This window comes from Fibrobacter sp. UWH5 (genome assembly GCF_900142505.1).
Lineage (GTDB): Bacteria > Fibrobacterota > Fibrobacteria > Fibrobacterales > Fibrobacteraceae > Fibrobacter.
Window position 1 is genome coordinate 42,815 of sequence record NZ_FRBB01000014.1, and the last position, 11,995, is coordinate 54,809.

General features: G+C 51.4%; 9 protein-coding genes. 2 read left to right on the forward strand and 7 right to left on the reverse strand.

Annotation, left to right across the window (positions count from 1 at the left end; genetic code table 11):
• Positions 1-23 precede the first annotated feature (23 nt).
• A complete protein-coding gene (locus tag BUB38_RS11300; protein ID WP_073160622.1) occupies positions 24-1,133 on the reverse strand; it encodes a glycosyltransferase in 1,110 nt (369 codons plus the stop codon).
• A gap of 41 nt (positions 1,134-1,174) precedes the next feature.
• Between BUB38_RS11300 and BUB38_RS16650 the strand changes: the two genes are divergently transcribed.
• Positions 1,175-2,347 (forward strand): glycosyltransferase, encoded by a 1,173-nt coding sequence (locus tag BUB38_RS16650; protein ID WP_073160624.1) that lies wholly within the window; start codon positions 1,175-1,177, stop codon positions 2,345-2,347.
• On the opposite strand, the gene BUB38_RS11310 is transcribed toward BUB38_RS16650, so the two are convergent.
• From BUB38_RS11310 to thiC, 3 genes are all read right to left on the reverse strand, one after another.
• Positions 2,322-3,023 carry a MauE/DoxX family redox-associated membrane protein gene (locus BUB38_RS11310; protein ID WP_073160626.1) on the reverse strand — a complete coding sequence of 234 codons (702 nt, stop codon included), beginning with the start codon at positions 3,021-3,023 and terminating at the stop codon, positions 2,322-2,324. The genes BUB38_RS16650 and BUB38_RS11310 overlap by 26 nt on opposite strands.
• A 9-nt stretch (positions 3,024-3,032) precedes the next feature.
• Positions 3,033-3,314, reverse strand: a complete 282-nt coding sequence (locus BUB38_RS11315) for a hypothetical protein (protein WP_073160628.1) — start codon at positions 3,312-3,314, stop codon at positions 3,033-3,035.
• A gap of 98 nt (positions 3,315-3,412) precedes the next feature.
• Positions 3,413-5,137, reverse strand: a complete 1,725-nt coding sequence (gene thiC, locus BUB38_RS11320) for a phosphomethylpyrimidine synthase ThiC (RefSeq protein WP_073160630.1) — start codon at positions 5,135-5,137, stop codon at positions 3,413-3,415.
• A gap of 176 nt (positions 5,138-5,313) precedes the next feature.
• Between thiC and BUB38_RS11325 the strand changes: the two genes are divergently transcribed.
• Entirely contained in the window at positions 5,314-7,695 is a 2,382-nt protein-coding gene (locus tag BUB38_RS11325; RefSeq protein ID WP_073160632.1) for an HD domain-containing phosphohydrolase, read from the forward strand.
• Between the two features lie 174 nt (positions 7,696-7,869).
• Here the strand turns inward: BUB38_RS11325 and ilvD are convergent, their stop codons facing one another.
• The 3 genes from ilvD to BUB38_RS11340 all read right to left on the reverse strand — a co-directional run bounded on the left by ilvD (position 7,870) and on the right by BUB38_RS11340 (position 11,990).
• Positions 7,870-9,729, reverse strand: a complete 1,860-nt coding sequence (gene ilvD, locus BUB38_RS11330) for a dihydroxy-acid dehydratase (protein WP_073160634.1) — start codon at positions 9,727-9,729, stop codon at positions 7,870-7,872.
• A gap of 145 nt (positions 9,730-9,874) precedes the next feature.
• Positions 9,875-10,330 carry a type III toxin-antitoxin system TenpIN family toxin gene (gene tenpIN / locus BUB38_RS11335; RefSeq protein WP_073160635.1) on the reverse strand — a complete coding sequence of 152 codons (456 nt, stop codon included), beginning with the start codon at positions 10,328-10,330 and terminating at the stop codon, positions 9,875-9,877.
• Positions 10,331-10,562: 232 nt separating this feature from the next.
• Positions 10,563-11,990 carry a THUMP domain-containing class I SAM-dependent RNA methyltransferase gene (locus tag BUB38_RS11340; RefSeq protein WP_073160637.1) on the reverse strand — a complete coding sequence of 476 codons (1,428 nt, stop codon included), beginning with the start codon at positions 11,988-11,990 and terminating at the stop codon, positions 10,563-10,565.
• Positions 11,991-11,995: the final 5 nt, after the last annotated feature.

Consider the following 11,995-nt stretch of genomic DNA (forward strand, 5'->3'; position numbering starts at 1 on the left):
AATATATAAATATCGGGAGCTGTTTAAATCTGAGAAAAGATGTTCAACACCTGTTGTTGGAACTCTTGGTCTCTACGGCCTGCAAAAAGGAATTGGCGGACCTCTTCAAAGGTTTTTTGATTCCACGCCTGGGGCAAATCAAGGATCTTCTGGACGGCGTCCTGAACGTTGCCGGGGTCGTAGGTCATCCAGCAGGGAAGCCTGTAGTCCTTGGCGTATTCTTCGTTGGCGGCTAACACGGGAATGCCACATTGCAAGGCTTCGAAAAGCACCATGGGGCCGCTTTCAAACTTTGACGTTACAAGCAGCAGGTCCATTTGATTCTGAAGTTTTTCCTTGACCTCGTTAGGGGAAAGCCAACTGTAATTATGAACAACGTTAGATGTTCCGCAGTCCTGGACCATCTTGTTGAAAATGTCCCTGTCGGGGCCTTGTCCGATGACGTGAAAATGAACGCCTTTTTCTTTTAGCAGGCTTGCTAGCGGGGGGATGATCTCCTGACCTTTTTGCCCGAAGTATAGTCTGCCGATGTTTGCGATGTTTCTTACTTCGGAAGGTGCTTTGGGGGCTGCGTCTTCCTGGTAGGTCAGCGGGTTGGGCAACTGGAATACAGGCGTCTCACTGGGAATAAATCTGCGGAGCAGACGTTCCTGGTAAGGCGTGTTGACGATCCATTTCGAAATCTTCGGATAGACTTTCAATGCCAGCCTGTCGCGGAGTGTTCCAAACTTGGCCAGCGATTCCTTTTGGGTGAAGGCCATGGGGTAATAGGAAATCAATTCCAGATTGAGTTTGGAGGCGGCAACTACGGCGGGAATACAACGTTCTATGTTGCCCGGGCAGATGATAAGCTGCCTAAAGTTGGCGGAACCTGCTCCATGTTCTTTTAAAAGTTTGAAGGCCTTGCCCGACTTACCCGAAAACCTATCTCGAACAATGGGGAATGGTCCCTGGGAATGGTAGGGTAGGGGAATCCGTTCAATGGAGGGGTATAACTCGGAATCAAACTTTTGAGCGGAAAAGAAAAAATGCACCTGGTAACTTTCTGCCAGAATGTTGGCGATACGGGCCGAAAGAATTTCCTGGCCGCCCCATTCCGACGCATCGCTATAAAAGTAGAGGTGCTTGCTCATAGCCCACAATATAAAAAAAGGAATTTTTTATAATTGACGTTGTGAAGAAAATCCTTTTTGTTTGCGATAAGAATGAGTGTACCAGTTTTGGACGTCTAACCTTGAATTTGGTGAAGGCGGTAACGCCGGAGTTTGAAACCCATGTGCTGTGGTTAAAGACTCCCAAGTTCTTCCCGGATGCGGCCAAGTCGGCTGAAGGTGCCGCTGCAGTGGTGTCGCCGGATTCCTATACTTCTCACGAAGTGTGGGCCAAGTCGCTCTATACTGGATTCATGAGTTTCCGCAGTCCTTTAAAGAAGGCGATTAAGGCGGTGCAGCCGGATGTGGTTTTCTTTATTCGACCGGAGTTGGGTTTTCTGGTGCCGGTGGCAAAGTCGGCGTTAAAGGCTTGCAAGAATGACGGACGTACAGTCATGTTCGTTCACGATACCTTTGCAGAAACCCTTTACCCCACAAGTGCCAAGTTTATCCTGTTGAACCTGTTCTATATCCGTGCAACCGTCAAGGCGGATTCTTTTGTCTATAATTCGGGATGGACTCGTGAACAGGCTGCGGCTCACTTTGGCAAGAAAATGTCCTGTGCTCCCGGCTCTGTAATCGGTTGCCCCATTGACCAGGATCTGTTTAACAAGCCCGAAGTGGCAATTACTGCCGACGATAAAAAGGCATTCCGTCGCAAGCACGGTATGCGTAATTTCGAGGGCATGTGCGTTAACGTTAGCCTTGATGAACCCCGCAAGAATATCGACACTTATTTTGAAACGGCAAGGCTCCGCCCCGATGTGGCCTTTGTCCGTGTGGGTAAACTTTCGGAACGACTCCGCGAAATCATTAACGTTAAAAAGCTTTATAACGTCTACCATTTTGAACGCCTGAACGCAACGGAACTGCGGGACTTTTACCGCCATGCCGACCTGATGGTATACCCCTCTCTGTTAGAAGGTTTTGGCCTGCCTCCTATTGAATCTCTTGCCTGCGGAACTCCTGCCCTGTGTGCAGCCACCTCTGCGGTAAAAGAAAACCTGGAAGGGGTTGTTCCTCTGATTGATCCGCCTACCGATGCCGAAGCCTACGCCAAGGTAATTGACCGCGTCATCGCCGGCGAAAATGTGGTAGACGAAAAAAGAGCAGCGGAACTTTTGCTCCACTGCTCTATGAATTCCTTTAAGAATTGTGTGCTTTCGGCACTTACTTCTTTTCTGTCCAGACCTTGATTAGGCTTCTGTTCTTGCGGAAGATAAGCCACAGGGTGGGCCAGATCAGCACCAGGTCGCGGATAAGGCTTGTCCAGGCTTCGGCCTTGTCGTGAGCGTCACCGTCTTCCAGTTCGAAGCAACCGCAGGTAATGCCTAGGTCGTTGCCCAGGGCCCAAGCCAGCGCGATAATGAAGCTGACGAACATCCAGAAAATAGCGAAGGCGCTTTCCTTGACGAAGGGGCTAAAGATCATGGCCAGACCGAACCACAGTTCAAACTGCGGGTATACCAGGGCGAAGAAGTTGTTGATGAAATCCAGGTGCAGGGTGGAGAAGAACTGGTACTGAGCCACCAGCGTTGCAAACTGGTGAGGATCCTGGATCTTGAAAATACTTGCGAAAATGAACATGCCGCCAATGCCCACGCGGAACAAGGTTTCCAGGGCGCGGATGGCGAAGTCCTTGTGAAGCTTGTAGGCGGGAATGCAGATGCCTGCTGCCACGATGATGGCTCCCAGACCCACATGAATGTTATAGCGGTAGGACTTGGGCCAGATATCGATCATCCAATCCTTGTCGGTAACGGTCAGGAAGGTTTCGGGGAACGAGATTTCTGCAACGCCGAAAGCGACAAGAATGGAGGCGACAATCAGCAGTGCCAGAGAAATTGCGGTCTTCTTGGTAAACTTTTCCATATGGCCCCCTTACAGAATGTCTGCCGGCTTTTCCAGGATTTCCTGGCTTCCGATCCATTCCACAGACTTGGAATCTTCGACGCGGATATTGTTTACGATGGCGAGGATCACGCAGAAGGCGGCAATGCCCAGGAGCACGATCCAGTTCAGGGACTTGAGGTAATTGAAGGGGCGCACTTCAAGCATACCCTTCAAGAAATAGAACAACGGCAGAATATAGGTCCAGGTCAGAATCTGCACGACGCAAATCTTGACGATGGAAATGGCGAGTTGAATGCAATCTTTGATCATGCTGAAAAGATATAAAAAAGCGAGTTCCCGAATGTACGGGAACTCGTTTTTTTACACAAAGTTAGAATTTGCCTTTCGGCGTCGCTTTGGATTTTCTGTTAGACATCGCCGATGTCGCCGGTGGCCACAAAGTTGCGGATGGCGCGGGTAATGCGCATGCTGCAGAAGTTAGGGCCGCACATGGAGCAGAAATGGCTGGACTTTGCCTGGTTGCCGGGCAGAGTCGCGTCGTGGTATTCCATGGCCTTTTCCGGATCCAGGGACAATGCGAACTGGTCGTTCCAGCGGAAGTCAAAGCGGGCACGGCTCAGGGCATCATCGCGGAACTGGGCTGCAAAATGGCCCTTGGCGATGTCTGCGGCGTGGGCGGCCAGCTTGTAGGTCACAACGCCTGCACGAACGTCGTCGCGGTTGGGGAGGCCCAGATGTTCCTTGGGGGTCACGTAGCAGAGCATGGCGGTACCGTACCAACCAATCTGTGCTGCACCGATGGCAGAAGTGATGTGGTCGTAGGCGGGAGCGATGTCGGTAGTGAGAGGTCCAAGAGTGTAGAAGGGGGCGCCGTGACACTTTTCCAGCTGGCGGGCCATATTGTCCTGGATCTTGTGCATAGGCACGTGACCCGGACCTTCGATAATCACCTGAACGCCGTATTCCCAGGCGATCTTGGTCAGTTCGCCCAGAGTATCCAGTTCGCCGAACTGGGCTTCGTCATTGGCGTCGGCCAGAGAACCCGGACGGAGACCGTCACCCAGGGAGACGGCTACGTCGTACTGTGCCAGAATTTCGCAAATTTCGCGGAAGTGGGTATACAGGAAGTTCTGCTGGTTGTGCTTCATCTGCCACAGGGCGAGAATGGAACCGCCTCGGCTAACGATACCGGTGGTACGCTTGGCGCACATGGGGATGTGTTCCAGCAAAAGGCCTGCGTGAATGGTGAAGTAGTCCACGCCCTGTTCAGCCTGTTCGATCAAAGTGTCGCGGTAAAGTTCCCAGGTCAGTTCCTCGGCCTTGCCGTTGACCTTTTCCAGGGCCTGGTAGATAGGCACTGTTCCGATAGGTACGGGGCTGTTGCGGATAATCCATTCGCGGGTTTCGTGAATGTGCTTACCGGTAGAAAGATCCATGACGGTATCTGCCCCCCAGCGCACGGACCACACCATCTTTTCCACTTCTTCTTCGATGGAACTGGTAATGGCGGAGTTGCCGATGTTGCTGTTGATCTTCACCAGGAAGTTGGTGCCGATGATCATAGGTTCGCATTCCGGGTGGTTGATGTTGCCCGGAAGGATGGCGCGGCCGGCGGCAATTTCGTCGCGGACGAATTCGGCGGTAATGGGCTTGCCGTTAGCTTTTATCTTTCCTGCGGCCACCAGTTCGTCAATACGCTGGTTTTCGCGGATAGCCACGTATTCCATTTCCTTGGTAATGACACCTGCGCGGGCATAGTCCAGCTGGGTCAGCTTGTGGCCAGCCTTGGCGCGCATGGGGTGGTGTTCTGCGCTAAAGCGCAGGTGGTCCAGCTCGTGGTTTTCACGGCGGGCGCGGCCATAGGCAGAAGTCATGTCGTCCAGCTGTTCGGCGTCGCCACGTTCGTTAATCCAGCTTTCACGGAAACGTTCGATACCCTTGGTTACGTCGATCTTGGCGTCGGCATCGCTGTAGGGTCCGCTGGTATCATAGACGGTAACAGAGGGAAAATCCGGATCTTCAATCTGGATTTCGCGCATGCCGACCTTGATATCATTGAAAATCTTGCCGGAAACGAACACCTTCTTGGAGTTCATGAACGGTTTCTGGAGCGAATCCTTCTGATCACTCATAAATAATCTCGCTTTTCTTTGGCCTTAATCTAGGCGCAAGTTAATTTCATCTTGTAACGAACTGGAATATAGAATTTTTAAAAAAATGTAAGCGTTGTGAAATTCCGTTTGCCTAGGTGTATATTATTAACATATATTGTAAGAAATAAATATCTTAAAGTGGAATTACATTTTCGATGCAGAAGAGAATCATATCTTACAAGGGTGACGAGGAATTACGGAACAATCTGGAAGTCCTGAAGGCGATTTTGCCCATGACTGGGAACGGAACTGAATTGCCTAGGATGTACATCCAGATTTTCACAACGGTTCTGAGCCCGCACAAGCTGCAGCCTATCTGGACGATCATCGAGGAAGTATTCCCCGGTGTGCCTTGGTTCGGAAATTCCACTAGCGGTAACATCGTTGACTGCGATGCTGCTGCCGAAATTACCATTGCGGTTACTTTTTTTGAAAAGCCCACGACCCAGTTCAAACTTTTACAGTACGACATGTCCAAGATGTCGGCCCGCGAAATTACCCAGAGCATTGTGGCCGAGGCCAATGAAAATCCGTGGGTCAAGGCTATCGAAATGTACCGTACCATTTCGGCCAACTCCTCTACAAATTTCTGCGAAGGCATGGATGGTCTGCGTCCCGATATCCAGATGTTTGGCGGCATTGTCTGTTCTACGGATTTAAGCAGTTCTGATTCCTGCGTGTTCTCTTCTGTCGGCGGTTATAACCCCAACGGTCTGATTATCCTCTTTTTCGGCGGCGAAGATTTTATTGTGGAGTCCATCAAGATCAGCGGATGGAAACCTATCGGACGTAATTTCCATGTGACCAAGTCCGACGGAAGTGTTCTCCACGAATTGAGCGGCATTCCCGCTTTCGATGTTTACCACAAGTATTTGAACATCAACAACGACAGCAATTTCTTTATGAATGCGCTGGATTTCCCCATTATGTACGAACATAACGGAACCACCATTGTCCGCGCTCCTGCTTCCAGCAATCCGGACGGTTCCATCAACATGAGTTCCGATGTACAGGTGGGTTCTATTGTTAGACTTTCCTATGGAGAACCTCAAACCATTCTGGAATCCATTAGGCAAGAAAGCGAAAAGATCAAGGTCTTTAATCCTGACGTGCTGCATATCTTTTCTTGTGCCGCCCGCAAGGCCTTCTGGGCCACCCAGGAACCGACCTACGAAATTTTTCCCTTTAAGTGCATCGCCCATAGCACGGGATTTTTCTCCCACGGTGAATTCCTGCGTGAGAAGTTCCACTTGAATCAGCATAACATTACCCTTGTGATTGCGGCTATGCGAGAGGGCCCCGGCAAGGGATTGCAGGCTTCGGCATTCAAGCGCCATGAAGCTCGTTCCACCAAGTTGCCCCTGGCCGCACGAATGGCGACCTTCATTCGCGAGACTTCCTTCGAACTGGAAGAAATCAACAGCAAGCTGCAGGTGTACAACCAGCAGCTGAAGGGCCTTGCTTCTAGGGATAGCCTGACCGGGCTTGAAAACAGGTTGGCTTTTGATTCCCTGTTAAAGCGAATTGATTCCGAGGGGAATGCTCCTTCGGATTGGTCGATGCTCATGATCGACGTGAACGGTCTGAAGTATACCAACGATACTTTTGGACATCTGGCTGGTGACGCCTTGATCGTGGCAGCTGCCCAGACCGTTACAGAGGCCTTCGGTGCTTCGGGTCATTGCTTTAGAATTGGCGGCGATGAATTTGTGGTTGTTGCAGACGCCGGCAAAGAAAAGATGTTCCAGCTGCAGAAGCGCCTTCGCAATGCGGTTGAGACTTACAACAAGACCGCCCTGTACAGGCTTTCGATGGCTGTAGGTGAAAGCCGTTTGAAAAATGATTACGGCATGCGCAAGTCCATAAGCGACTGGAAAATGGATGCCGACTTGAATATGTATCGCGATAAGAGTGCGTCTCATCATGCGGATAGTTACGGCGAAAATCAGAATTTGCGAGAACTGGTGTCTTGCCTGATTTCCATCGAAGAAGCAAAGGATGCATACACTGCCCATCATTCCGACCGAGTGCAGGAACTTTCCATTAAGTTTGCAAAAGCTCTCGGACTTTCTGACAGTTCCCTGAAGATGATTTCTGATGCGGCCATTCTCCACGATATTGGTAAGGTGGGAATTAGCGATGCTATTCTCGGCAAGCCGGGAAAGCTAACTGATGATGAGTTCGCCGCGATTAAACAGCATCCGGCTATCGGTGCCAAGATTTTGATGCAGTCCAACTATACCCAGGAACTGGTGAATATTGTGATGCATCATCATGAACGTTATGATGGTAGAGGCTACCCGGAAGGAATTTCTGGTGATGATATTCCGCTGGGTTCCCGCATTATTGCCATTGCGGATTCCATCGACGCCATGACCAGTAAACGTTGCTATCGTGATGCCATGTCCCTGGATTTCTGCCGCGAAGAGATCGAGAAAAATCTTGGGAAGATGTACGATCCTGCCATTGGCAAGGTGGTGCTGGACATGTGGGGCGAAGTGACCGATGAACTGCTACGCCTGATGAGTAAGCGATGACGTAAGGGGGCACTCCCCCCTTAGAACCCCCGCTGAAATGTGTGATGCACATTTCGTCGCAGGCTTTGCCTGCGATTTATTCGCAGAAGGGGAATGCAAAAAAATCCCGGCGGTTTTTGAACCGTCGGGATTTTTAGTTAGGCTGTATGCGGGTGCGGCCCGCGCCATGTTCCTTTATTTTACGCCAATCAAAGACAGGTCGCGGACTGCGCCCTTGTCGGCAGAAGTTGCCATGGCGGCGTAAGCCTGCAGAGCCTTGGAGACTACGCGGTCGCGAGAAACCGGCTTCCATGCCTTTTCGCCACGAGCTTCCATTGCCTGGCGGCGTGCGGCAAGTTCGTCGTCGGTGAGCTGCACGTTGATGGTGCGGTTCGGGATATCGATTTCGATAACGTCGCCAGTTTCCACCAGACCGATGTTACCCTTGTTGGCTGCTTCCGGAGAAGCATGACCGATGGAAAGGCCGCTGGTACCACCAGAGAAGCGACCGTCGGTAAGGAGAGCGCAGCTCTTGCCCAGGTGACGGCTCTTCAGGTAAGAGGTGGGGTACAGCATTTCCTGCATGCCGGGGCCACCCTTCGGGCCTTCGTAGCGGATCACAACGACGTCGCCAGCCTTCACCTTGTCGCCAAGGATGCCGTTCACGGCGTCTTCCTGAGATTCGAACACCACTGCGGGACCGGTGAACTTCCAGATGGATTCGTCAACGCCTGCAGTCTTCACGATGCAGCCGTCCTGAGCCAGGTTGCCGTACAGAACTGCGAGACCGCCGTCCTTGGTGTAGGCGTGTGCGCCATCGCGGATTGCGCCCTTTTCGCGGTCCAGATCCAGAGATTCGTAGTAGGTGCTCTGGCTGAAAGCGACCAGGTTGTACTTGCGGCCGGGGCCTGCCAGGTAACGCTGCTTGATTTCTTCGGTTGCGTTGCCGCGGACGATGTCGTTAATTTCAAGAGCTTCGCCCATGGTTGCTGCGTGAACAGTCTTTGCATTCTTGTGGATGAGGCCCATGCGGTCCAGTTCGCCGAGGATGCCCATGATACCGCCTGCGCGGTTCACCTGTTCAATATGGATGTTGTGAACGGTGGGAGCAACCTTACAGATGCAAGGAGTGTTCAGGGAGAGACGGTTGATGTCCTTCATGGTGAAGTCAACGCCGGCTTCCTGTGCCACAGCCAGGAGGTGGAGCACGGTGTTGGAGGAACCGCCCATGGCGATGTCCAGACGCATTGCGTTTTCGAAGGCGTCCATGGTAGCGATGCTACGGGGCAGGATGCTTTCGTCACCTTCGTCATAGTACTTGTGGCAGAGTTCCACGATGCGCTTACCGGCTGCTTCGAACAGCTTCTTACGTTCGGAGTGGGTGGCGACGATGGTGCCGTTGCCCGGGAGAGAAAGGCCCAGGGCTTCGGTCAGGGAGTTCATGGAGTTTGCAGTGAACATGCCGGAGCAGGAACCGCAAGTGGGGCAGGCGTTAGCTTCGATAGCGGCAACTTCTTCATCAGAAACGGAGTTGTCTGCAGAATCGATCATGGCGTCGATCAGGTCAAGAGCGCGATCCTTGCCGTCCTTAGTGGTAACGTGACCAGCTTCCATGGGGCCACCAGAAACGAAGATGGCAGGAATGTTCAGGCGCATGGCGGCCATGAGCATACCCGGAGTCACCTTGTCGCAGTTGGAGATGCAGACCAGGGCGTCGGCGCGGTGGGCGTTGGCCATGTATTCGGTAGAGTCTGCAATGAGGTCGCGAGAGGGGAGGCTGTAAAGCATGCCGTCGTGACCCATGGCGATACCGTCATCCACGGCGATAGTGCTCATTTCCTTGGCAACACCACCGGCGGCTTCGATAGCGCGGGCAACGATCTGACCCACGTCCTTCAGATGAACGTGACCCGGAACAAACTGGGTGTAGCTGTTAACAACGCAAATCACCGGCTTGCCAAAGTCTTCCACCTTGGTACCTGTTGCGTGCCAAAGGGCACGTGCACCGGCCATTTCGCGGCCTTCCATAGTCTTCAACGAACGAAGTTTCGGCATAATGTTACCTCATAAATTGCGCAGTTCCGTATATGCGGGGCGGGGCTGCGCCGATTCTATAAAATTTGAACGAGGAAAATATAGTATATCGCGATATTTCTCGATTGTCATTCTGAGCCCCAGGGGCGAAGAATCCAGTGAGTTTCTAAAAATCTTTAATCTCTGGAATGAAATACTGTAATGCTGAATATTTAAAGACCGGCCTTACGCCGAAATCACCGTTTTCAAGGCTATGTTTGAATGCTTGGACATATTCCTGGAATTCACGGATGATTGTATTGATATTTCTCTTTAATTCTAGCCATTCTTTTTTATCAACAGCGCTGTTTCGTTCAATGTCTGATTCTTGAATGACTACGGCCTTTGTATAATCAATACCAGGCAGTCCCTTTTGTTCCTCATCTTTTCTTTGGGAAGTGTAGAAATAAAACGCAAATTTATGTTTGAGATTTGTTCTAAATGGTATGGCAAACATTTTATCCTTGCATTCAATAACTAAGGTAAGGTAGGGGCGCCCGTCCTTGTCGGAAAGGATTTCCTTGTGTTCTTTGTGTTTCTCGTAGAAGTCTTTTTTCAGGACAACAGTTTTTACTTCGTTCATTTATTTTTCCTTAAACAAAAAAAATCCGCGTTCTGTAGGATATACAAAACGCGGATATTCATCCAATGGCCGTTCTTTTTTGTCTTAGGTGGGCTGGCCTGCCACCCTGTCATCCAATGGCCGTTCTTTTTTATCTTAGGTGGGCTGGCCTGCCACCCTGTCATCAATTGATAATATACAAAAGTATATGTGTATTTGTCAATAGATTTAATTTGAAAGGCTGGGACGCTTGTTAGATTCTTGCAAAGATTGCGTTTAGGCTGAAGCCGCCGTGACTTGTCTCGATGAGCTTTGCCTCGGGATTGTTGCTTGGGTTTAGGGCAGGGCAGGCTTTCAGCAGGTTTTCTGTGCAGGTGTAATGGGCGCCGCCGCGGGTATCGTCTTTGGGGGCGAGGATGGCTACGGTCAAGTTGATGCCGCGGGGGTGGGCGTCGCGGCTCCATTCGTTTAACTTTTTACCGATTTGGGAATAAAGTTTTGGGGCGTCAAATGCCAGGCGCTTGCCGTAGGGCGGGTTTAGCAGGATGATGATGTTGCGGGCGGATTCGCTCGACGCTTTCTGAAAATCTTCTATGGTGTAGCTGAAGAAATCTTTCAGCTGTGGGTTGATGGTAACCGCGTCGGGATTTGTTTTCGCAATTTCTGCCAGCGGGCTGCATTCTACATTATGCTTGATGATGCTGACGGGGCGTTCCGAAATGTCGGAGGTAATAATCGATAGAAGGTTCGTTGTGGATTCTTCGTCGCTCCGCTCCTCAGAATGACGTAAGGGCGCTGCTGTTTCAGAATGACGTCCTTTTAGGATAAAGTTCCAGGTGCCTTCTTTAAAGGCGGGTTGGTGCTTCAAGGCAAAGTCCCTACATTTCCCAGGAATGAGGCCGTTTGCGATGTAGGCGGCTTCGAGAGAGAAGGTGCCGCTGCCGGCCATGGGGTCAATAAAGGTTATGAGGGCGCTCGCGTCGCTCGCTTTGAGGTGTGGGGTCGCACCTTCGGTGCTTTTGGGGGTATTGGTGCTCGCGATTTTTGCGGATTCAAAAATCATGGCGGCGGCTATGGTTTCCTTCAGCGGGGCTTCTGCCACAAAGCGTTCGTGGCCGCGTTTGTAAAGTTCTTCGCCGGCTAGGTCTAGCCAGAGTGTGCAACGGTCGTCTTGCAGGTTGACGTACAAGTGCTGGGGCGCGCTAGCGTGATCTGTGGGGGTGATGTTTTTGCGGATGCGTTCTTCGACAGCGTCGCTATGGTACAGGCGAGAATGCCTGCAAGTGACGTGGATGACAACGCCCATCTCGCCTAAATAAAGTTCCCAGGGCACTGCTGCTACGCCTTTTTCCAGCTGTCCGAAGTTCTCGGCCTTGAAGGTGGCGATTTCCATGAGGACTCGGTTGGCGATGCGGCTGTAGGCTACGGCCTTCCAGGCTTCGGTAATCTTTGCGGTGAATTCCACCTTGCCGTCGCCCGCGACCTTGATACCTGCGGCGCAGTTCCCATTAGCGGTGCAATCCTGGACGCACTCCACTCCGATGTACTTCAACTCCTCCACCAAAGTCCCTTCAAATCCCAGAGGCACCACGGCCATAAAGCGGTGGGGCTTGCCAATGACCTGACGTTTCAGGCGCTTTTCCAGATTGGATTCTGGGCTTTTATTTTCGGAGGAATTCATCACTA

Bases quoted from the DNA above. Each gene is read 5' to 3' on its own strand.
- tenpIN (WP_073160635.1), bottom strand. From the start codon at position 10,330: ATGAACGAAGTAAAAACTGTTGTCCTGAAAAAAGACTTCTACGAGAAA.
- BUB38_RS11340 (WP_073160637.1), bottom strand. From the start codon at position 11,990: ATGAATTCCTCCGAAAATAAAAGCCCAGAATCCAATCTGGAAAAGCGC.
- thiC (WP_073160630.1), bottom strand. From the start codon at position 5,137: ATGAGTGATCAGAAGGATTCGCTCCAGAAACCGTTCATGAACTCCAAG.
- BUB38_RS11315 (WP_073160628.1), bottom strand. From the start codon at position 3,314: ATGATCAAAGATTGCATTCAACTCGCCATTTCCATCGTCAAGATTTGC.
- BUB38_RS11325 (WP_073160632.1), top strand. From the start codon at position 5,314: ATGCAGAAGAGAATCATATCTTACAAGGGTGACGAGGAATTACGGAAC.
- BUB38_RS11300 (WP_073160622.1), bottom strand. From the start codon at position 1,133: ATGAGCAAGCACCTCTACTTTTATAGCGATGCGTCGGAATGGGGCGGC.
- ilvD (WP_073160634.1), bottom strand. From the start codon at position 9,729: ATGCCGAAACTTCGTTCGTTGAAGACTATGGAAGGCCGCGAAATGGCC.
- BUB38_RS11310 (WP_073160626.1), bottom strand. From the start codon at position 3,023: ATGGAAAAGTTTACCAAGAAGACCGCAATTTCTCTGGCACTGCTGATT.